Genomic DNA, 19876 nt, shown 5'->3' on the forward strand with positions numbered 1-19876 from the left:
GAGCGATGATCCAGCGATTCTTTACGAGTAAAACACGTGCTAAATTGATGAGCATGCCCGGACCCCGCCTCCCGCTGGCCGGCGTACTGAGCCTCGGCCGTCCCTCCGACATCTGGTTCAAGCCGGCCCTGAGCGTCGTCGCCGCGGTCGCCCCGCCGAACCTGGTCCTGCTGGCGCTCGGCCGGCTCGACCTGGCGGCGTACACGATGGCCGGGTCCCTGTGCGCCCTGTACGCCCACAACCGCCCCTACGCCGCCCGCGCCCGGGTCCTCGCCCTGGTGGTCCTGGGCATGACCGGCGGCCTGGCCCTCGCGCTCCTGGCGTCCGCGCTCACCGCGGACCCGGTGCTCCTGGTCACCGTCGGCGCGCTGCTGGCCGCCGCCCAGAAGGCGCTCTGCGACGCGACCCGCCTCGGACCGCCCGCCAACGTCGTCCTCACCTTCGTCAGCTCCGCCGCGCTGTTCACCCCGCAGACCCTCGGCCGGATCCCCGGCCATCTGGGCCTGGCGCTCGCCGCGGGCTCCTGGGCCTGGCTGATCGGCATGGCGCCGGGGCTGCTGCGCCCGCACGGCCCGGAGCGCCGGGCCACCGCCCACGCCCTGCGCACGACCGCCGCATACGTCGCCGCCCACGCGACGGGGACGCACGGGACGCCGCCGTACGGCCCCGCCGAGGGCCGCGCCCGCGCCGCCGCTGCCGCCGCCGTCCACGCGGCCTGGCAGACCCTGCTCGCCGCCCGCACCCCGGGCCCGCGGCCCGCCGAGCGCCGCAAGGACACCCACCGCGCCCTGGAACGGCTCCTCGTCCGCGCCGAGACCGCCCTCGCCGCCCCCGCCGACACCGACCCGGAACGCCTGCGGACCTGGGCCCGCGCCCTGCACGGCACCGGCCCGGTCCCTCACCCCGACGACCTCCCCGACGACGAACTCCTCGGCATCGCCGCCGAACCGGCCACCGGTCAACCGTCGTTGTGGCACAGGCTGGGCCCGCTCGCCCCCATCGCGGCCCGCACCGCCCTCGGCTGCGCCCTCGCCGGATACGCCTCCCTCGCCCTCGGCGTCGGCCGCCCCTACTGGGCCCTGGTCACCGCCGCCTCTCTCTACCAGGCGAACGTCACCCTCACCTGGAACCGTGCCGTCCAGCGCGTCGTGGGCAATCTCGCCGGCGTCCTCGCCTTCGCCGCGCTCGTCCCCCTCGCCCACCTCCACCAGGCGGTCCTGGTCCTGGTCTGCCTCGCCCTCAACTTCGGTGCGGAGGCGCTGATCAGCCGCAACTACTGGCTCGGCAGCGTCTGTGTGACCCCGATGGCCCTGCTCATCACCGAGTTCGCCCACTACCAGGACGCGGGCCGGCTGATCACCGAGCGACTGGTGGACACCCTCGTCGGCGCGGCCGTCGGCTTCGTCGCCGCGGTCGCCGTCACCAACCGCCGCTCCGGCGACCGCCTGGAGCGGTCCCTGACGGCCGTGTCGGAGGCCCGTGACCGCGCCGCGCGCCTCCTGGCGCAGCCGCAGCCCGCCCCCGCCGTGCCCCTGGAGTCCGCCCGCCGCGCCCTCGCCGCCGCGCTGGTGGACCTGCGGGCCACCGCCGACACGGCGTCCGGCGAGTGGCGGCGGCGCGCCCTGCCCGAGGAGCGGGTCGTGGCGGCCGAGCGGTCCGGACACCGTACGCTCGCCGCGACGGTACGGCACCGGGGCCTGTCCCCGGGCCGGGAGGCGACCACGAGAGCGGAGGGCGTACGGCGATGACGGCGACGCGGGGACCAGCGGCGGCCGGGGACGGGGCGAGGAGGGACACCGTCGCGACGGTGGTGGGGCAGTGGCAGGCGGTGCGGCCCGACCTCGACACCGGGCCCATGGAGATCATCGGCCGTGTCAACCGCTGTGCCGCCCTGCTCCAGCAGGCCGAGGACGCGCCCCTGCGCCGGGCGGGCCTGAGCCGCCCCGAGTTCGACCTGCTCGGCGCACTGCGCCGCACCGGCCATGAACTGACCCCCGGCGACCTGGCCCGGGAGACCTTCTCCTCCGGAGCCGCCGTCACCAAACGCCTCAAACAGCTCACCGAACGCGGCCTGGTGGAACGCCGGGGCGACACCCGCGACCGCCGCGTCGCGCACCTGCGTCTCACGGACGCCGGCCGCGACCTCGTCGACGCCGTCCTCCCCGAGCAACTCGCCTACGAGCGGGCCGTGCTGTCCGCCCTCGACCGTGATCGCCAAGGCGAACTGGCCGGGCTGCTGGGCGAGTTGCTGAGCCGCCTGGAAGGGCACATGCGGACCGTCCGGGCCTGAGGCGTCAACCGGCGTTCCGGACGCCGGGGTTCACCCCTCGTCCCCCGCCCGGTACACCCCGAACACCGCGCCCTGCGGATCCCTCAGTACGGCGATCCGCGGGCCGTCGGGCACCGACGTGGGCTCCATCGGCGCGGTGCCGCCCGCAGCCGTCGCCGTGGCGGCGGAGGCGTCCACGTCGGCCACCGCGAAGTACGGCAGCCAGTGCGGCGGCACCTCCGGCGGGAACGTCTCGTCCATCCTGATCATGCCGCCGAAGTCGGCGCCACCGACCCCCCACTGCAGATAGTTCTCCGACGGGCTCACGGTCCAGCCGAAGACGGTGGTGTAGAAGGTCTCCGCCCGGTCCGGGTCGCGGGTCAGCAGCTCCACCCAGCCGAGCGAACCGGGAGCGTTGAACAGTCCCGCGCCCGGGAAGGCCCGCGCCTGCCACAGCTGGAACGCGGCTCCGCCCGGATCGAGGGCGACCACGAAACGGCCCACGTCGAAGATGTCCATCGGGCCGACCAGCACCTTGCCGCCGGCCTCGGTGACCAGCCGTGCGCTGACATCGGCGTCGGTCACCGCGAAGGACACGTTCCAGGCGCACGGCTGCGCCTTCTGGTACAGGGGGGTCAGCGCGGCGACGGCCGCCTCGCCGAGGTGCGCGACGGTGTAGCCGCCGGCCTCCTGCCGGGGATCCGTCTCCGCACGCCAGCCGAACAGCTCCGCGTAGAACCGCTTCGCCGCCTCCGGATCACTGGTCCCCAGCTCGGCCCAGCAGGGCCCGCCGGGCACGGGCGCGTCGAGCTTCATGACGTTCCTTCCAGAAAAGGGGACCCCTCCAGCACGCTAAGCCCGCCCTGCCGCCCCGGCATCCGCTCACGCATGCGACAGGGGCCGGCATCACCCCCCAGGGGCGCGCCCGCCGACCGAGTCGGCGGACTGCCTCAGATCCCCGGCCGATACCTGATCGGATGATCCGCCGGCACCTCCACCACCACGATCGGCGTCCCGTCCGGATCCTCGATCCACATCTCCACCAGCCCCCACGGCTCCGTCACCGGCGCCCGCACGACAGCGACCCCCTTCGCCCGCAGCTCCTCATGCGCCGCCGTCACGTCCGCGACCTGCAACCACAGCCGTACGGCAGGCTCCGGCGGCGTCCGCGAGCGCCCCGAGAGCTCCAGGAAACCGCCGCCGAGGAAGTAGACGACCCCGCGCTCCGGCCCCGTACCGAACTCGCGGTAGACCGCGAGGCCGAGCTGTTCGCCGTAGAAGGCACGCGAGCGTTCGGGGTCGGTGGGGCGGAGGAGGACCCTGCTGCTGAGTACATGCACCATGCGCCGGGAGCCTAGTGGCCCGCCGCCGTGCCGAGCGGCCGGACGGGCCCGGCGCGGGTGGGGATACCCTCGTCCGAGTCCCAGCCGCGCCACACACCGGAGACCGCCCGCATGGACACCGCCGCCACCGCCCCCACCTTCCGTGACGCCACCGACGCCGATGTGGACGAGCTGGTCGCGCTGGTCGAGTCGGCCTACCGCGGGGAGTCGAGCAGGGCCGGCTGGACCACGGAGGCGGACATCCTCCAGGGCCAACGCACGGACCCCCAGGGGGTTCTGGAGATCATCGGGTCGGCCGACGGACGGGTGCTCACGGTCGAGCGGGACGGTCGGATCGTCGCCTGCTGCCAGCTCGAACACCGGGGTGACCACGCCTACTTCGGCATGTTCGCGGTCAGCCCCACGGCCCAGGGCGGCGGTCTCGGCAGGATCGTCCTCGCCGAGGCCGAGCGGCAGGCCCGCCAGGTCTGGGGCGCCACCGAGATGCGCATGACGGTGATCTCCGTACGCGACGACCTCATCGCCTGGTACGAGCGCCGCGGCTACCGCCGCACCGGACGGATGACGCCCTTCCCCTACGGCGACGAGCGCTTCGGCATCCCGCAGCGCGACGACCTCCAGTTCGAGCTGCTGGTCAAGCCGCTGTCCTGACCCGCCTCACGCGGTGAAGCGCCCCGTGCGTCTGATCTCCGGGTAGTCGGTGGTCGCGCCGTCCAGCTCCAGCGCGCGCACCAGCCGCAGCTGGTACTGGGTGTTGACGACCCAGCCGATGATCCGCAGATCCCGTCTGCGGGCCTCCTCGACGATCTCCAGGGTGAGGCGCCGCAGGTTCAGGCACACGGTCGTCGCCCCGGCGTCCGCGGCCCGGGAAACGATGTCGAGGCCGAAGCGGCTGCCGATCAGCGCGGTGCGTACGCCGGGGACCAGCCGGGCCATCTCGGCCACCGCCTCGTCGTGGAACGAGGACACCTCCACCCGGCCCACCAGATCCCGGTCGCGCAGCACCTCGGCCAGGGCCCGCGCCGCCTGCACGTCCTTGATCTCGGCCTGCAGCGGCAGCGTCACGGCGTCCAGGACCTCCTCGAACACCGGCACGCGCTCCCCGCGCCCCGCGTCCAGGGTCTTCAGCTCCGCGAGCGTCTGGTCGGCGATGGGTCCCGTCCCGTCGGTGGTACGGTCCACGTCCGGATCGTGCATGACCACCAGGGCGCCGTCCTTGCTCAGATGCAGATCGAGTTCGATCACATCGAGGCCGGCTTCCTCGGCGGCGACGAACGAGCGGAGGGTGTTCTCGGGCTCGACACCCATGACGCCGCGATGACCGATGGTGACGAAGTTCAAGACGGGACTCGCTTCCGTCGACGAGCGGGTGCGCAGATCCGCAGCCTAACGGCCCGGGCTCGTCATGGACACGTGTAGATGCCGTTGGTCGCAGCGGGTACCCGCCCTGAGCGGAACCAGTCACTCCTCCGATGTCGGACAGGAAAAACTCACGTGAACCCGTGGGTGCGCAGGATAATTTCCGGCAGTCCCCCTTGCTGGAGGAAACCTCGTATGCATACGGTGTCCATACGCGAGGTTCTCCCGTGGAGGATGGGACATGACGGAAATTCTTGTGCAGGCGGCGACGGGGGAGCGGGTTCCTCCCGGCACCAGGGTGGTGGAGCACCCGGCGTGGCCCGTGCTCAAGGATGCCGTGGAGCGGATCCGCCCCTGGCAGTCCAAGGACGGATCGGTCGACTTCACCGCCGTCGACGCCCCCGAGCGCGCCGAGGCCGAGCAGGCCGTGGAGGAGGTGATCGACGCGGTCGAGGAGCTGTCCCCGCTGCTCCCGCACGACGCCGACTACCACCGGGCCCTGGTGAAGGACCTGCGCCGCTGGGCCGAGGGCGGCTTCGAGGTGCCGGACTTCCTCGACTCGCTGCTGGCCTTCCAGCCCGCCGCGAACCGCGCCGACGGCCTCCAGCACCTGGTCGTCTTCCCGATGTACACCCAGAACGGCAACCCGGACCGCAACCTCGAGGCGGTCGTGCTGCGCATGGTCTGGCCGGACTGGCTGGCCGAGCTGGAGCGCACCCGCTACGACAACCCGCTGTTCTGCGGCATCAAGTTCGAGGACTTCACCTCCGGCTACGACACCAACTCGGCCGTGCTCTTCCCGGAGACCATCGCCGTCCGGGAGGCGCCGGAACGTTTCTCCTGGGGTGGGATCTTCTGCGACCGCGAGGCCGCCCGCTTCCGCCGGGTCACCGACGCCGCCGTCGGCATCCTGGGCCTGGAGCTCCCCGAGGACATCGCCGCCATGGTCCACGACCAGAAGCGCTGCGAGGAGGCCTTCGTCCTGTGGGACATGGTCCACGACCGCACCCACAGCCACGGCGACCTGCCCTTCGACCCGTTCATGATCAAGCAGCGCCAGCCGTTCTGGATGTACGGCCTGGAGGAGCTGCGCTGTGACCTCACCGCCTTCAAGGAGGCCGTGAAGCTCGAGGCCGACGGCGTCCCGCAGGCCCGTGACGTGCAGTACGCGGTCCTCTTCGACCGCATGTTCCGCTTCCCGGTCACCGGCGAGCGCGTCCGCAACTACGACGGCCTCGGCGGCCAGCTGCTCTTCGCCTACCTGCACCGGCACGACGTCGTCCGCTGGACCGACAACAAGCTGCACATCGACTGGCAGCGCGCCCCGCAGGTCACCAACGAGCTGTGCGCCGAGATCGAGAAGCTGTACCGCGACGGCATCGACCGCCCCAAGCTGGTCCACTGGTTCGCCGGCTACGAGCTGGTCTCCACCTACCTCTCCCCGCACCCGGGCTCCCGCTGGGCCAAGGGCCCCGACGCCCTGGATCTCTCGCAGCCGCCGCGCAAACTCGTGGATGACGTGCTTCCCGACGAGTTTCCGCTGAGCATGTTCTATGAGGCACTGTCCAAGAAGCTCAAGAACGTGATCGCCTCCACCAGGGGCATCACGGCGGACAGCGCCGAGAGGGTCGCCGCGTGAGCGACCGTACGGACACCGCTCAGCAGGAGGCAAGGATGGGGAACGGCGCTCTCAACGGTGCGGTGATCGCGGTGGCCGGCGCGGGGGGACCCGCCGGCCGTGCGGCACTGCTCCGGCTCGCCCGCGCGGGCGCGACCGTCGTCGGCTCGGACAACGACCCCGAGCGCCTGGCGGAGGCCGTCGACCACGCCCGTTACGAGGCCGGCGGCGCCACCGTCACCGGCGACACCGTCGACCTGCTCGACCTGAACTCCACCCGTGACTGGGCCAACCGCGTGGAGAAGGACTTCGGCCGGATCGACGGACTGGTCCACCTCGTCGGCGGCTGGCGCGGCAGCGAGACGTTCGTCAAGACGAGTCTGGACGACTGGGACTTCCTCGAACTGCTGCTCGTCAAGACCGTGCAGCACACGTCACTGGCGTTCTTCGAGGGCCTGCAGCGCAGCGAGCACGGGCGGTACGTGCTGATCAGCGCGGCCGGTGCCTCGCATCCCACCGCGGGCAACGCCGCCTACGCCGCCGCCAAGGCCGCCGCCGAGGCCTGGACCCTCGCGCTCGCGGACGCCTTCCACAAGGCCGGGGGCGCCGCGGGACCCACCTCCGCGGCTGCCATCCTGGTGGTGAAGGCGCTGGTGCACGACGCGATGCGCGCGGACCGGCCCAACGCGAAGTTCGCGGGCTTCACCGATGTCACGGACCTCGCCGAGGCGATCGCCGGCGTCTGGGACAAGCCCGCCTCCGAAGTGAACGGACAGCGTCTGTGGCTCACCGAGAAGCCGTGAACCCCCCGAAGACCGACGCCCGTCGCCATCACGACCCGGAGGTCCGCGGTTTCGCCAGCGACAACTACGCCGGGGCCCACCCGGAGGTGATGGCCGCCCTGGCCCTGGCCAACGGCGGCCATCAGGTCGCGTACGGCGAGGACGACTACACGGAGAACCTCCAGCGGATCGTCCGCAGCCACTTCGGCGCCACGGCCGAGGCGTTCCCGGTCTTCAACGGCACCGGCGCCAACGTCGTCGCGCTCCAGGCGGTCACCGACCGCTGGGGAGCGGTGATCTGCGCCGAGAGCGCCCATATCAACGTGGACGAGGGCGGTGCTCCGGAGCGGATGGGCGGCCTGAAGCTGCTCACCGTCCCCACCCCCGACGGCAAGCTCACCCCGGAGCTGATCGACCGGCAGGCCTGGGGCTGGGAGGACGAGCACCGCGCGATGCCGCAGGTCGTCTCGATCACCCAGAGCACGGAGCTCGGCACCCTCTACACGCCGGACGAGATCCGCGCGATCTGCGACCACGCCCATGCGCACGGCATGAAGGTGCACCTGGACGGTTCCCGCATAGCCAACGCGGCCGCCTCCCTGGACGTCCCGATGCGGACCTTCACCAACGCGGTCGGCGTCGACATCCTCTCCCTCGGCGGGACGAAGAACGGCGCTCTCTTCGGCGAGGCGGTCGTCGTCCTCAACCAGGACGCCGTCCGCCGCATGAAGCACCTGCGCAAGCTGTCCATGCAGCTCGCCTCCAAGATGCGGTTTGTGTCCGTGCAGCTGGAAGCGCTGCTTGCGAAGGACCTGTGGCTGCGCAACGCCCGGCACGCCAACGAGATGGCCCAACGGCTGGCCGAGGGCGTACACGCGGTGCACGGCGTGGAGATCCTCCACCCGGTCCAGGCCAACGGGGTCTTCGCCAGGCTCCCGCACGAGGTGAGTGTGCGGCTGCAGAAACGGTTCCGGTTCTATTTCTGGGACGAGGCCGCGGGCGTCGTGCGCTGGATGTGCGCCTTCGACACCACCGAGGAGGACGTGGACGCGTTCGTCGCGGCGGTCAAGGAGGAGATGGCGCACTGACGCCGGCCCGGCAGGGATCATGCATAGGTATGCGGTCACTCGAAAGATTATTGACGATCGGGTGGCCGCGTTCCTATGCTCTCCGATCATGGAGCTGATCCAGGAAACCCCCGACCTGTCCGCCTATCTGGCCGCCGACGAGGTCATCGACCACCATCACCCGCTCGTCCGGGAGACCGCCGCACGGCTCGCCAAGGACGCCATGGACTCGTATGCCTATGCGCGCCTGGCCTTCGAGTTCGTGCGCGACACCATTCCCCACTCGCACGACTCCGGCGATCCGCGCGTCACCTGGCGCGCCTCCGACGTGCTGGAGCGGGCCACGGGCATCTGCTACGCCAAGGCCCACGCGCTCACCGCGCTGCTGCGGGCCGAGGACATCCCCACGGCGCTGTGCTACCAGCGCCTCGCGCACGACGCCGGCGCGGGGCACTGTGTGCACGGGCTGGTCGCCGTACGCTTCCACGGCGCCTGGCACCGTCAGGACCCGCGCGGCAACAAGCCGGGGGTGGACGCGCGGTTCTCCCTGGACGGCGAACGGCTCGCCTTCCTCCCGGAGCGGGAGGCGGGCGAGCTGGACTATCCGGTGCTGTACGCGGCACCGCACCCGGCGGTGCTGGACGCGCTCAGGGCCGCCCCGGACCGGCCGCACCTCTGGGAGACGCTTCCCGCCGGGCTGACCTGAGGCGCCTTACGGCCGGCGTCAGTGCGCCTCGGCCGCCCGGACCTGCTCCGGCGTCGGCGCCGTACCGCCGAGATGTGCCGGCATCCACCAGGTGTCGTTCGCGTCCTTCGGGCGGACCGGGTAGGCGCGCTGGGCGGCCTCCAGCAGCTCCTGGACGCGCTCGCGCAGCTGACGGGTGATCGCGCCCGCGTACTTGTCCTTGGACGCCTCGATCGCCTCGCCGACGCGGATGGTGATCGGGGTGTGGCTCCGCTTGAAGTTGCGCGGGTGGCCCTTCGTCCACAGCCGCTGCGTCCCCCACACGGCCATCGGGATCAGCGGGACGCCCGCCTCCTGCGCGAGCCGCGCCGCACCCGACTTGAAGCTCTTCAGCGTGAACGACTGGGAGATGGTCGCCTCGGGGAACACCCCGACGATCTCGCCCGAGCGCAGCGAGGCCAGCGCGTGCTGGTAGGCCGCCTCGCCCTGGTTGCGGTCCACCGGGATGTGCTTCATCCCGCGCATCAGCGGACCGGAGATCTTGTGGCGGAAGACGGACTCCTTCGCCATGAAGCGAACGAGACGTTTCTGCGGGAGCGCGGCCAGGCCGTCGAAGATGAAGTCGAGGTAGCTGATGTGATTGCTCACCAGCACGGCACCGCCCGAGCGCGGGATGTTCTCCGACCCCTTGCAGTCGATCTTGAGATCCCAGGCCTTGAACAGCGTCAGGGCGAGGCCGACGGCGGGACGGTAGACAAGCTCTGCCATGGGCGGCGCAGACCCTTCCTTCTGCCCGGGAAGGGGTTCCCCTCGGGCAAAGTTACGCTGCCGTAGGTTTACGGCATCTCGCAGATCGTGCCCGAAGAACGGCCGGGGGGCCAGTCCCCGTGCCCCATGGCGACGAGATCCTCGTCACTCCGCCCCGTGATCCACCTCGGTCTTTTAAGCCGCCTTTACTGCGCGCGCACCGCCACCCGCCGCACGAGCAGGTACAACTCGCAGCCCAGGCAGTACCCGAAAGCGGCATTGAGGAAGGCGGCCGCGAGCGCCGCACCGGTCGCCGCGAGCCCCAGCCAGCCGGGACCCAGCGCCAGGCCCACCAGTCCCACGGCGGCGAAGACCAGCCCCACCGCCTGCGCGAACCGCGGCGGCTCCGGCGACTCGAACTCCGTCGGCGGCCCGAGCCGCGGCCGTACGATCCTGCGGAACGCCCAGCCGTACGGAGAACGCCCCACCCCGCCCGCGGCGCCCAGGGCGAACGCCAGCGTCTGCCAGGCCAGCAGCCACACACTGCCGGTCACCAGCACGACCGCCAGTACTACGGTCGTGACGGCGGCCCCGAGGCGCGGGCCTCTCACATCGATGTCCATGGATCGAGCATTCCTCAGAAGAATCGGTTCGTGGTGCGGGGAATCTTTTCAGTCTCATGAACGCTGGAGCAGCTCGTGACCGGAGTGGTGGTGTGCGTGGTGGTGCTCGCGGCGGCGAGCGCCTACGGAGTGCTGCAGCGGCGGCGGAGCGGGAGGGTGCGGGTGCGCGGGCGCGACGACGGAAAACGGCTCGGTGCCGACCGGCTCGGCGGCGCGCTGGGGGAGCGGGCCACGCTCGTGCAGTTCTCGAGCGCCTTCTGCGCCCCCTGCCGGGCCACCCGCCGGGTCCTCGGCGAAGTGGCGGACATGGTGCCCGGCGTCACCCACGTCGAGATCGACGCCGAGGCGCATCTGGACCTCGTCCGTGAACTCGACATCCTCAAGACCCCGACCGTCCTGGTCCTCGACGCCGACGGCCGGATCGTCCGGCGCGCCACCGGACAGCCCCGCAGGGCCGACGTCATCGCCGCTCTGGGGGAGGCCGTGTGACCTGCCGTCGGCTGAGGGTGAGCCACCTTTCAGATTCCGGAACGTACTTGACTGGGCAGACCACCTATCGTCAGCCTGACCCCATGCCAGAGGAACTCCTTCTCCACGGACGGGTCCACGTCGACCTGCTCCGTACCGCGAGCGCGCGCTGTCCGGGCCGTTGACAGCCTCCGGACCCTCCCGCCGCTCCCTCCAGAAGGACGACAACTCCATGACGGCCTCGCCCGACCTCGGCACCTCCCGGCTCGCCTCCCCCGACCTCCTGCGTTCCGTCTTCCGCCGGCACGCCGCGGGAGTCGCCGTGATCACCGCTCCGGGTGCCTCCGGCCCGGTCGGTTTCACCGCCACCTCCCTCACCTCCGTCTCCGCCGAACCCCCGATGCTCTCCTTCGGTGTCGGCACGGGCGCCTCCAGCTGGCCCGCGATATCCCGGGCGGAGCACGTGGGCGTGCATCTGCTCGGCGAGCACCAGCAGGAGCTGGCCGCCACCTTCGCCCGCAGCGGCGCCGACCGCTTCGGCGCGCCCACCGCCTGGCGCGAGGGCCCCGAGGGCGTCCCCGTTCTCGACGACGTCCTCGCCTGGCTGGTGTGCCGGGTCGTCGCACGCGTCCCCGCCGGGGACCACCGGATCGTGCTGGCCGAGGTCGTCCTCGGCGACCCGGCGGGCGCGGGCCGGCCGCTGCTCTACCACCAGGGCCGGTTCACCGCCCTGCGGGATTGATCACTGTCCGGCTCTCCTGCGAAGCCGTCGAGTTCCGGTTACGCTGCGTTGCAGAGGTCACAGTTCAAAGCGCTTGCTTAGCGGGCAGGAACTGGGTGTACTGACGAGTAATATTTCGTTCGGAGCGCGGGCCGCCCCGATCGGGATCGGCCGCTTGTGGCGCCTATGCTGCCTGACGGAAGGCAGCCGAGAACTGACGATGCAGTAGGAGAGCCGGCGTGAGCTTGAGGATCGTTGTCACTGTGAAGTACGTGCCCGACGCCACTGGCGACCGGCACTTCGCCGATGACCTGACCGTCGACCGGGACGACGTGGACGGTCTGCTCTCCGAGCTCGACGAGTACGCCGTCGAGCAGGCGCTGCAGATCTCCGAGAACTCCGACGACGACGTGGAGATCACCGTTCTCACGGTGGGCCCGGAGGACGCCAAGGACGCGCTGCGCAAGGCGCTGTCGATGGGCGCGGACAAGGCGATCCACGTCGAGGACGACGACCTGCACGGCACCGACGCCATCGGCACCTCGCTGGTGCTGGCCAAGGCGATCGAGAAGGCCGGCTACGACCTGGTGATCTCCGGCATGGCCTCCACCGACGGCACCGCCGGTATCGTCCCCGCCCTGCTCGCCGAGCGCCTGGGCGTCCCGCAGGTCACCCTGCTCTCCGAGGTCTCCGTCGAGGACGGCACGGTCAAGGGCCGCCGCGACGGCGACGCCGCCTCCGAGCAGCTCGAGGCCTCCCTCCCGGCGGTCGTGTCGGTCACCGACCAGTCGGGCGAGGCCCGTTACCCGTCCTTCAAGGGCATCATGGCGGCCAAGAAGAAGCCGGTCCAGGCCTGGGACCTGTCCGACCTCGACATCGAGGCGGAGGAGGTCGGCCTGGAGGGCGCCTGGACCAAGGTCGAGGACGCCTCCGCGCGCCCGGCCCGCAGCGCCGGCACGATCGTCAAGGACGAGGGCGAGGGCGGCAAGCAGCTCGCCGAGTACCTCGCGAGCCAGAAGTTCATCTAAGGCTCGACACGCCGACCGCCCCTCAACTTCGTTTCGCAGGAGAGCAATCCCATGGCTGAAGTCCTCGTCTACGTCGACCACGTGGACGGTGCCGTCCGCAAGCCGACCCTCGAGCTGCTGACCCTGGCCCGCCGGATCGGCGAGCCCGTCGCCGTCGCGCTCGGCGCCGGTGCCGAGAACACCGCCGCCGCGCTCGCCGAGCACGGCGCGGTCAAGGTCCTCACGCACGACGCGTCCGAGTACGCCGACTACCTCGTCGTACCGAAGGTGGACGCGCTGCAGGCCGCCGTCGCCGCCGTCTCCCCGGCCGCCGTCCTGGTCCCGTCCTCCGCGGAGGGCAAGGAGATCGCCGCCCGTCTGGCGCTGCGCATCGGTTCCGGCATCATCACCGACGCCGTCGACCTCGAAGCCGGCGACGAGGGCCCGGTGGCCACCCAGTCGGTGTTCGCCGCGTCCTTCACCACCAAGTCCCGCATCGCCAAGGGCACCCCGGTCATCACCGTCAAGCCCAACAGCGCCGCCGTCGAGGCCGCCCCGGCCGCCGGCGCGGTCGAGGCCCTCGCGGTGTCCTTCTCCGCGCAGGCCACCGGCACCAAGGTCACCGGCCGCACCGCCCGTGAGTCGACCGGGCGTCCGGAGCTGACCGAGGCCGCGATCGTCGTCTCCGGCGGCCGCGGCGTCAACGGCGCCGAGAACTTCGCGATCATCGAGGCCCTCGCCGACTCCCTCGGCGCGGCCGTCGGCGCCTCCCGCGCCGCGGTGGACGCCGGCTGGTACCCGCACACCAACCAGGTCGGCCAGACCGGCAAGTCCGTCTCGCCGCAGCTGTACATCGCCAACGGCATCTCCGGCGCCATCCAGCACCGCGCCGGCATGCAGACCTCGAAGACCATCGTGGCCGTCAACAAGGACGCCGAGGCCCCGATCTTCGACCTGGTCGACTACGGCATCGTCGGCGACCTCTTCGACGTCGTCCCGCAGCTCACCGAGGAGATCAAGGCCCGCAAGGGCTGATCACCCGATCGGCGCAGTCGCCCGAGGCCCCCGTGACCCCAGCGGTCACGGGGGCCTCGGGCGTTCACTGCAGGCTCACCGACGCCAGCACCGGCAGATGGTCGCTCGGATAGCGGCCGTTCACGGTGAACGGGTCGGCCCACGCCCGGTGGACCCTGACATCGGGGGTCGACAGTATCCAGTCGATGCGGTCCCCGTCCGGCTGGAGCGCCTTCCAGCCGTTGAACGTCCCGAACACCGGACCGTTCTCCCGCGCGGTGTCCCAGGTGTCGACGAGACCGGAGTCCAGCAGGGTGCCGTAGGCCTGGTCCGTGTGGGCGACGGCGTTGAAGTCGCCGGTCAGCAGGACCGGACGGGAGGGGCCGAGCCCCCTGATCCGCTCGGCGATCAGCCCGGCCGCCCGCACCCGCGCGTACGCGCTCCGGTGGTCGAGATGCGTGTTGAGGACGTGGAACTCCCGTCCCGGCTCCTGCCGGTCGCGGAAGAGCACCCGGGTCACCAGCCGGGGGAAGGCCGCCCCCCAGGTGTTGGAGCCCGGTACGTTCGGCGTGTCGGAGAGCCGGAAGACATCGTGTTCGAGCGGCTCGAGCCGACGGAGGTCGTAGTAGATCGCCACCGACTCCTCGTCACCGCTGCCGGGGGTGCCGATCCAGTCGTAGTGCGGGCCCATGTCGGCCCGGACGGCCTGGAGCTGCTTGAACTGCCCCTCCTGGGTGCCCATCACATGCGGCGCGGTCTCCCGTAACAGCGCCCGCATCACCGGGCGGCGGTGGACCCAGCTGTTGCCGTCCTGGTCGACCGGGACCCGGAGGTTGAACGTCATGATCCTCAGCGGCGGCACGGGGCGCGGCTTCCGGGCCGGTGCCGGCACCGACCGGCGCGGCTCGGCCGCCCCGACCGTGGCGAGCAGGGGAACCGCGACGGCTGACGCGACCATCGCTCTCAGCCCCGTCCGCCGCGTCGGCCCCGTGGTGCCTGTCATGTGTCCCCTCTCGCCTCGTGAGCCAGGATGAAGGTGTGAGGGTCCGTGCGGAAGAGGGGGAAGGTGCGGAAGTGATCACACGGGACCATGGCTCGGTGAGCACACAGGACAGCGGTGTGCGTGAGGTGACCAGGGCGTGGACGGGGTGTTGACCCCCCGGAACAACCACGGATAACTTCGTTCTACGGATTGTTGATTCCGGCATACGGAAAATGGAGGCTGCGGGATGGGCCAGGGCCAGCAGGAGACGGTGGTGACGAGCCTCGCGGGCGCCGTCAGCGAGGAGATCAGTGCTTCCCTCGCCCCCGTCGACGCAGAACTCGACCGCCGCTACCCCGGCGACCCCGGCACCCGCCAGCCCATCCACACCGTCTACGTCCCCGCGGACGCCTTCACCGCCGACACCCTCCGCTCCTGGGGCGACCGCGCCCTCGCCGCCCTCGACGCACACGCCCCCGACGCCACCTCCTTCGCCGCCTGCCTCGGCCTCTCCGGCGAACTCGCCGGACCCGTCCACACGCGCGTGCGGGCCAAACTCGAACGCGAGCCGGTGGAAGACCTGCGCATCGACTTCGAGGACGGCTACGGCCCCCGCCCCGACCCCGAGGAGGACGAGACCGCCGCCCGCGCCGCCCGGCTCGTCGCCGAGGCGTACGCCAAGGGCACGGCGGCCCCGTACATGGGCATCCGCATGAAATGCATGGAGGCCGCCGTCCGCGACCGCGGCATCCGCACCCTCGACATCTTCCTCACCGGCCTGCTCGCGGCCGGCGGCCTGCCCGAGGGCCTGGTACTGACCCTGCCGAAGGTCACCTACCCCGAGCAGGTCACCGCCATGGTGCGGCTCCTGGAGGCCTTCGAGAAGGCACACGGCCTCGTGCCCGGCCGACTCGGCTTCGAGATCCAGATCGAGACCAGCCAGGCCATCCTCGCCACGGACGGCACCGCGACCGTCGCCCGGATGATCCAGGCCGCCGAGGGCCGCGCCACCGGCCTGCACTACGGCACCTTCGACTACAGCGCCTGCCTCGGCGTCTCCGCCGCCTACCAGGCCAGCGACCACCCGGCCGCCGACCACGCCAAGGCGGTCATGCAGGTCGCCGCGGCCGGCACCGGCGTACGCGTCTCGGACGGCTCCACCAACGTCCTGCCCGTCGGCCCGACACCGAAGGTCCACGACGCCTGGCGGCTGCACTACGGCCTCACCCGCCGCGCCCTGGCCCGCGCCTACTACCAGGGCTGGGACATGCACCCCGCCCACCTCCCCACCCGCTACGCGGCCGTCTACGCCTTCTACCGCGAGGGGTTCACCCAGGCCGCCGAGCGCCTCGCCCGCTACGCGAGGCGGGCCGGCGGCGACGTGATGGACGAACCGGCCACCGCCAAGGCCCTCAGCGGCTATCTGCTGCGCGGCCTGGACTGCGGCGCCCTCGACCCCGCCGAGGTGACCGACGCGACCGGGCTGTCCCGGGCGGCCCTGGAGGGCTTCGCGGCCCCTCGACGAGGCGATCTGACGGCTTCCGCACCCTGACCGCGGCCCGGCCTTGTCGGCGGTGTCGGCGGGGACGAACGGGCCCCATCCCGTGCGGACTTCGCCTGGCGAACCGGTCGCGGGCGTGGTGGGCGAACTTCTCGGTGACCACCTCCGTGACAGCTTCGCCGCCGCCGTGCACCACTGCGCATTCGAGGAGGTGAGACCGATCAACGCTGTGACAGGCCGGGGCTCCCTCCTCAACGGCTGCGCGAAGTGGCCCACAGGGCGAACGCTGCGGGACGCGGCACTAGCTCGATCGCAGGTGCTCCAGCCCGGAGCGTGTCACCCGGTTCTCCTCCGCGAACAGCCGTGTACCCCGCTCGCAGAGCCGCGCGTCGGCACGGGCACGGGCCACGAACTCCTCCGGTGTCGCACCGAAGAGCCGTCTCAACGCTGCTGATGCGCCGAGGAGTTCGGTGATGAGGGGGCGCTGGCCGGGGTGACTGCGCGGGGAGCCGCGGCCGTTGTGCAGGACGCCGTGGCGATTCACGTACGAGAACACGTCGTCGAGTGTCTCGCCGCTCTCCAGCTCGACCCGGAACCGGGGTGCGGGCAGGACGACCCGGTCGTAGTTCGGCTCGGTCGCGTCGACGGCGGCGAGCTGCTCGTCGTCCAGCCAGATGACGAACAACTCCCGTGCCGCACCGGGGGAGTCGACGGGGGAAGCGGACATGTACCCCAGACGGCTGACGTGCGCCGAGACACCGACGTCGACACCGGTCACCCGGGTCCGCACCATCGGGATCGCAGACGTGATCCCCAACACCGCCATCTTGTGCCGCAGTTGCCCCGGAGAGGCGTTGGAGCCGACAGCCAGGACCGGGCTGCGGCCGGGATGCGTGAGGCGGTCCAGGGGCAGCAGCAGATCACCGGCGAGCAGACCCGACTCGGCCGGCCACACACCCGGATAGCCGAGCGGATGGTCGCGCGGCGCACGAGCCAGACCCAGCGCCTCCAGCGTGCGGTGTTCCGGGCGTTCGTCCATCGGTGCCCAGTCTGCCTCAGTCCGCGGGCGGCAGCTCCCCCGAACCGCGGGCGATCAGCCGGGTCGGCAGCTCGATGCGCTCCGGGACGACGAGCGTGCCCTCCAACTGCCGGAACAGCCGCTCCGCGGCGGTCCGGCCGAGCGCCGCCGCGTCCTGGGCGACCACGGTCACCCCCGGCTCCAGCAGATCGGCCAGCTCCAGATCGTCGAAGGCCACCAGCGCCACCCGGCGGGCCCGCTCCGCGAGGACCCGGATCACCGTGACCGTCACCCGGTTGTTGCCCGAGAACACCGCCGTCACCGGCTCGGGAGCGGACAGCATCTCCTCGGCCGCCCGGCGCACCCGGTCCGGATCGGTGGTGCCCAGCGAGACCCAGGTGTCCGCCACCTCTATCCCCGCGTCCTCCATCGCCGTCCGGTACCCGCGCAGCCGCTCCGCGGCGGTGTGGATGCGCGGCATGTCGCCGATGAAACCGATCCGCCGGTGCCCGTGCGCGATGAGATGGGCCACGCCTCCGCGGGCCCCGCCGAAGTTGTCCGACAGCACACAGTCGGCGTCGATCTGCCCCGCCGGACGGTCCACGAACACCGTCGCCACGCCCGCCTTGACCTCCGGCTCCAGATACCGGTGGTCGTCACCGGCCGGGATCACCACGAGACCGTCCACCCGGCGGGCGCACAGCGCCAGGGCCAGCTCCTGCTCGCGGTCCGGGTCCTCGGCGCTGGAACCGTTGATCAGCAGCGCCCCGTGGGCCCGGGCCACCTCCTCCACCGCGCGGCTGAGCGGTCCGTAGAACGGGTCCGCCAGATCCTCCAGGACCAGACCGATGCTCGCGGTACGCCCCTTGCGCAGCACCCGCGCGCTGTCGTTGCGGCGGAACCCCAGCGCGTCGATGGCCTCCTGGACGCGGCGCTCCGTCTCGGGCGTGACCCCCGGCTCGCCGTTCACCACCCGGGAGACCGTCTTGAGTCCGACCCCGGCACGCGCCGCGACGTCCTTCATGGTGGGACGGTTGCCGTAACGGCTGTCGGGGCGGCGCGGCGTCTCGGGCACGATGCGGAGTCCTGTTCCTGTCGTCCACGGGACGGCGGCCCCGGCGGCGAGCGGAGGCTGTTGCCGGTGGGGTGGATGGGTCCCTGGGGCTGTATGAGGATGTGGCGTCGAGCATAGAGCCTGGACAACGTTGTCAGATGCGGGAGAGACTGTCCAGCGACAAACTCCGGCCCACGTCCCCCACCACAGGCCGGCCGGCCCCTTTTCCAAGGTTGACGGGGAGAACCGAGACTTTGATGCAGACCGACCTCGTGGCCGCGCTCGACATGGGCGGCACCAAGATCGCCGGAGCCCTGGTGGACGGCGACGGCACGATCCTGGTCCGCGCACAGCGGCCCACACCCGCGCAGGAGGACGGCGACACCGTGATGGCGGCTGTCGAGGAGGTGCTGAAGGAGCTGACCGCCTCGCCGCTGTGGCCGCGGGTGTACGCCGTCGGCATCGGCAGCGCCGGTCCGGTGGACGCCTCCGCCGGGACGGTCAGCCCGGTGAACGTGCCCGGCTGGCGCGACTACCCGCTCGTCGACCGTGTCCGTGCCGCGACCGGCAACCTGCCGGTCGAACTGATCGGCGACGGCGTGGCGATCACGGCGGCCGAGCACTGGCAGGGCGCCGCCCGCGGTCACGACAACGCCCTGTGCATGGTGGTCTCCACGGGGGTGGGCGGAGGCCTGGTCCTCGGCGGACGCCTGCACCCGGGCCCCACCGGCAACGCCGGTCACATCGGCCACATCAGCGTCGACCTCGACGGCGATGCCTGCCCGTGCGGGGCGCGCGGCTGTGTGGAGCGCATCGCCAGCGGCCCCAACATCGCCCGGCGCGCCCTGGAGAACGGCTGGCGGCCCGGCCCCGACGGCGACACCTCCGCGGCCGCCGTGGCCGCCGCCGCCCGCGCGGGCGACCCGGTGGCCGTCGCCTCCTTCGACCGGGCCGCCCAGGCCCTCGCCGCCGGCATCGCGGCCACCGCGACCCTCGTCGAGATCGACATCGCGGTGATCGGCGGGGGAGTCGGCAAGGCCGGTGACATCCTCTTCACACCGCTGCGCCGGTCGCTCGCCGACTACGCCACGCTCTCCTTCGTCCAGCGCCTGACGGTGGTCCCGGCCCAGATGGGAACGGACGCCGGGCTGGTCGGGGCGGCCGCGGCGGCCCTGGCGAAGGCGGGGGCGGTGCGGGTGTGAGGGGGGCCTGCTGCGGGAGTCGGCCATGAGCGGTGTTCCGCCCTGAGGGCACGGCTCGGCCCTGGGCGCGCCGCTCTGTCGTGAGCGCGCTGCTCTGCCATGAGCTCGGCGCTCGGTTCCGAGCGCGGGGCTCTGCGCTGAGAGCGCTGCTGTGCCTTGAGCGGGGCGCTGGGCCGTGAGCGGGGCGCTCGGCCCTGAGGGTGCCGTTTCCGCGGTAGGTCCTGTTCCGCAGGAACGGTCGGGCGGGTCGGGTGCATCGGGCGCGCCGGGCGCGCCGGGCGCGCCGGGTGGGTCGGGTTGGTCGGGTGGGTCAGGCGGGTCGGGTGGGCCGGGTGGGTCAGGCGGGTCGGGTGGGCCGACAGGTCCGGCAGAGCGAGCGGACCAGGCGGCGCGTGCGGCTCCGGCGCTGCGGAGAA

At 71.9% G+C, this 19876-nt stretch carries 21 protein-coding genes; 13 read left to right on the forward strand and 8 right to left on the reverse strand.

Going from position 1 to position 19876, the window contains the following annotated elements; translation table 11 throughout:
- Positions 1-53: 53 nt before the first annotated feature.
- Positions 54-1748, forward strand: a complete 1695-nt coding sequence (locus AQJ64_RS32470) for an FUSC family protein (protein WP_240512894.1) — start codon at positions 54-56, stop codon at positions 1746-1748.
- Positions 1745-2290 (forward strand): MarR family winged helix-turn-helix transcriptional regulator, encoded by a 546-nt coding sequence (locus AQJ64_RS32475; protein WP_055637625.1) that lies wholly within the window; start codon positions 1745-1747, stop codon positions 2288-2290. The genes AQJ64_RS32470 and AQJ64_RS32475 overlap by 4 nt, the downstream gene beginning before the upstream one ends.
- A 30-nt stretch (positions 2291-2320) precedes the next feature.
- Here the strand turns inward: AQJ64_RS32475 and AQJ64_RS32480 are convergent, their stop codons facing one another.
- Both AQJ64_RS32480 and AQJ64_RS32485 read right to left on the reverse strand, forming a co-directional pair.
- On the reverse strand, positions 2321-3085 hold the full coding sequence (locus tag AQJ64_RS32480) for a VOC family protein (RefSeq protein ID WP_055637626.1): 765 nt from the start codon (positions 3083-3085) through the stop codon (positions 2321-2323).
- 134 nt (positions 3086-3219) lie between these two features.
- Positions 3220-3612 (reverse strand): VOC family protein, encoded by a 393-nt coding sequence (locus tag AQJ64_RS32485; protein WP_055637627.1) that lies wholly within the window; start codon positions 3610-3612, stop codon positions 3220-3222.
- A gap of 111 nt (positions 3613-3723) precedes the next feature.
- Between AQJ64_RS32485 and AQJ64_RS32490 the strand changes: the two genes are divergently transcribed.
- A complete protein-coding gene (locus AQJ64_RS32490; protein ID WP_055637628.1) occupies positions 3724-4263 on the forward strand; it encodes a GNAT family N-acetyltransferase in 540 nt (179 codons plus the stop codon).
- Between the two features lie 6 nt (positions 4264-4269).
- Here AQJ64_RS32490 and AQJ64_RS32495 read toward each other — a convergent pair whose 3' ends face one another.
- Positions 4270-4953 carry a glycerophosphodiester phosphodiesterase gene (locus AQJ64_RS32495; protein ID WP_055637629.1) on the reverse strand — a complete coding sequence of 228 codons (684 nt, stop codon included), beginning with the start codon at positions 4951-4953 and terminating at the stop codon, positions 4270-4272.
- 259 nt (positions 4954-5212) lie between these two features.
- Between AQJ64_RS32495 and AQJ64_RS32500 the strand changes: the two genes are divergently transcribed.
- From AQJ64_RS32500 to AQJ64_RS32515, 4 genes are all read left to right on the forward strand, one after another.
- Positions 5213-6610: a DUF6421 family protein gene (locus tag AQJ64_RS32500; protein ID WP_055637630.1), complete on the forward strand. Its 1398-nt coding sequence runs from the start codon at positions 5213-5215 to the stop codon at positions 6608-6610.
- A gap of 35 nt (positions 6611-6645) precedes the next feature.
- On the forward strand, positions 6646-7392 hold the full coding sequence (locus AQJ64_RS32505; RefSeq protein WP_055637631.1) for an SDR family NAD(P)-dependent oxidoreductase: 747 nt from the start codon (positions 6646-6648) through the stop codon (positions 7390-7392).
- Positions 7389-8459, forward strand: a complete 1071-nt coding sequence (locus AQJ64_RS32510; protein WP_055637632.1) for a threonine aldolase family protein — start codon at positions 7389-7391, stop codon at positions 8457-8459. The genes AQJ64_RS32505 and AQJ64_RS32510 overlap by 4 nt, the downstream gene beginning before the upstream one ends.
- Before the next feature lie 88 nt (positions 8460-8547).
- The gene (locus AQJ64_RS32515) at positions 8548-9144 is read left to right on the forward strand and encodes a transglutaminase-like domain-containing protein (RefSeq protein WP_055637633.1); all 597 of its coding nucleotides are present in this window, start codon (positions 8548-8550) and stop codon (positions 9142-9144) included.
- An 18-nt stretch (positions 9145-9162) separates the two neighbouring features.
- Here the strand turns inward: AQJ64_RS32515 and AQJ64_RS32520 are convergent, their stop codons facing one another.
- The gene (locus tag AQJ64_RS32520) at positions 9163-9891 is read right to left on the reverse strand and encodes a lysophospholipid acyltransferase family protein (RefSeq protein WP_055637634.1); all 729 of its coding nucleotides are present in this window, start codon (positions 9889-9891) and stop codon (positions 9163-9165) included.
- A 185-nt stretch (positions 9892-10076) separates the two neighbouring features.
- Positions 10077-10493 (reverse strand): DUF4395 domain-containing protein, encoded by a 417-nt coding sequence (locus AQJ64_RS32525; protein WP_055637635.1) that lies wholly within the window; start codon positions 10491-10493, stop codon positions 10077-10079.
- 75 nt (positions 10494-10568) lie between these two features.
- On the opposite strand from AQJ64_RS32525, the gene AQJ64_RS32530 reads away from it, so the two are divergent.
- The 4 genes from AQJ64_RS32530 (at position 10569) to AQJ64_RS32545 (ending at position 13724) form a co-directional block, all read left to right on the forward strand.
- Positions 10569-10982: a TlpA family protein disulfide reductase gene (locus AQJ64_RS32530; protein ID WP_055637636.1), complete on the forward strand. Its 414-nt coding sequence runs from the start codon at positions 10569-10571 to the stop codon at positions 10980-10982.
- A 211-nt stretch (positions 10983-11193) separates the two neighbouring features.
- Positions 11194-11703 carry a flavin reductase family protein gene (locus AQJ64_RS32535; RefSeq protein WP_055637637.1) on the forward strand — a complete coding sequence of 170 codons (510 nt, stop codon included), beginning with the start codon at positions 11194-11196 and terminating at the stop codon, positions 11701-11703.
- Positions 11704-11921: 218 nt separating this feature from the next.
- Complete coding sequence (locus AQJ64_RS32540) at positions 11922-12710, forward strand: electron transfer flavoprotein subunit beta/FixA family protein (protein ID WP_055637638.1); 789 nt, start codon at positions 11922-11924, stop codon at positions 12708-12710.
- 51 nt (positions 12711-12761) lie between these two features.
- The gene (locus AQJ64_RS32545; protein ID WP_055637639.1) at positions 12762-13724 is read left to right on the forward strand and encodes an electron transfer flavoprotein subunit alpha/FixB family protein; all 963 of its coding nucleotides are present in this window, start codon (positions 12762-12764) and stop codon (positions 13722-13724) included.
- Between the two features lie 64 nt (positions 13725-13788).
- Here AQJ64_RS32545 and AQJ64_RS32550 read toward each other — a convergent pair whose 3' ends face one another.
- Entirely contained in the window at positions 13789-14547 is a 759-nt protein-coding gene (locus tag AQJ64_RS32550) for an endonuclease/exonuclease/phosphatase family protein (RefSeq protein WP_338060013.1), read from the reverse strand.
- Positions 14548-14932: 385 nt separating this feature from the next.
- On the opposite strand from AQJ64_RS32550, the gene AQJ64_RS32555 reads away from it, so the two are divergent.
- Positions 14933-16237: a DUF6986 family protein gene (locus tag AQJ64_RS32555; protein ID WP_055637641.1), complete on the forward strand. Its 1305-nt coding sequence runs from the start codon at positions 14933-14935 to the stop codon at positions 16235-16237.
- 250 nt (positions 16238-16487) lie between these two features.
- On the opposite strand, the gene AQJ64_RS32560 is transcribed toward AQJ64_RS32555, so the two are convergent.
- Entirely contained in the window at positions 16488-17225 is a 738-nt protein-coding gene (locus tag AQJ64_RS32560; protein WP_055637642.1) for a hypothetical protein, read from the reverse strand.
- Positions 17226-17241: 16 nt separating this feature from the next.
- Positions 17242-18279, reverse strand: a complete 1038-nt coding sequence (locus AQJ64_RS32565) for a LacI family DNA-binding transcriptional regulator (protein WP_055637643.1) — start codon at positions 18277-18279, stop codon at positions 17242-17244.
- 236 nt (positions 18280-18515) lie between these two features.
- Between AQJ64_RS32565 and AQJ64_RS32570 the strand changes: the two genes are divergently transcribed.
- On the forward strand, positions 18516-19460 hold the full coding sequence (locus AQJ64_RS32570; RefSeq protein ID WP_055637644.1) for an ROK family protein: 945 nt from the start codon (positions 18516-18518) through the stop codon (positions 19458-19460).
- Positions 19461-19876 lie beyond the last annotated feature (416 nt).

It is taken from the genome of Streptomyces griseoruber, assembly GCF_001514205.1.
GTDB classification, from domain to species: Bacteria; Actinomycetota; Actinomycetes; order Streptomycetales; family Streptomycetaceae; genus Streptomyces; species Streptomyces griseoruber.

Coding starts and splice junctions, on each gene's coding strand:
- AQJ64_RS32505 (WP_055637631.1), top strand. CDS start 6,646: ATGGGGAACGGCGCTCTCAACGGTGCGGTGATCGCGGTGGCCGGCGCG.
- AQJ64_RS32475 (WP_055637625.1), top strand. CDS start 1,745: ATGACGGCGACGCGGGGACCAGCGGCGGCCGGGGACGGGGCGAGGAGG.
- AQJ64_RS32560 (WP_055637642.1), bottom strand. CDS start 17,225: ATGGACGAACGCCCGGAACACCGCACGCTGGAGGCGCTGGGTCTGGCT.
- AQJ64_RS32490 (WP_055637628.1), top strand. CDS start 3,724: ATGGACACCGCCGCCACCGCCCCCACCTTCCGTGACGCCACCGACGCC.
- AQJ64_RS32485 (WP_055637627.1), bottom strand. CDS start 3,612: ATGGTGCATGTACTCAGCAGCAGGGTCCTCCTCCGCCCCACCGACCCC.
- AQJ64_RS32535 (WP_055637637.1), top strand. CDS start 11,194: ATGACGGCCTCGCCCGACCTCGGCACCTCCCGGCTCGCCTCCCCCGAC.
- AQJ64_RS32470 (WP_240512894.1), top strand. CDS start 54: ATGCCCGGACCCCGCCTCCCGCTGGCCGGCGTACTGAGCCTCGGCCGT.
- AQJ64_RS32520 (WP_055637634.1), bottom strand. CDS start 9,891: ATGGCAGAGCTTGTCTACCGTCCCGCCGTCGGCCTCGCCCTGACGCTG.
- AQJ64_RS32545 (WP_055637639.1), top strand. CDS start 12,762: ATGGCTGAAGTCCTCGTCTACGTCGACCACGTGGACGGTGCCGTCCGC.
- AQJ64_RS32480 (WP_055637626.1), bottom strand. CDS start 3,085: ATGAAGCTCGACGCGCCCGTGCCCGGCGGGCCCTGCTGGGCCGAGCTG.
- AQJ64_RS32525 (WP_055637635.1), bottom strand. CDS start 10,493: ATGGACATCGATGTGAGAGGCCCGCGCCTCGGGGCCGCCGTCACGACC.
- AQJ64_RS32500 (WP_055637630.1), top strand. CDS start 5,213: ATGACGGAAATTCTTGTGCAGGCGGCGACGGGGGAGCGGGTTCCTCCC.
- AQJ64_RS32550 (WP_338060013.1), bottom strand. CDS start 14,547: ATGACGTTCAACCTCCGGGTCCCGGTCGACCAGGACGGCAACAGCTGG.
- AQJ64_RS32515 (WP_055637633.1), top strand. CDS start 8,548: ATGGAGCTGATCCAGGAAACCCCCGACCTGTCCGCCTATCTGGCCGCC.
- AQJ64_RS32570 (WP_055637644.1), top strand. CDS start 18,516: ATGCAGACCGACCTCGTGGCCGCGCTCGACATGGGCGGCACCAAGATC.
- AQJ64_RS32555 (WP_055637641.1), top strand. CDS start 14,933: ATGGGCCAGGGCCAGCAGGAGACGGTGGTGACGAGCCTCGCGGGCGCC.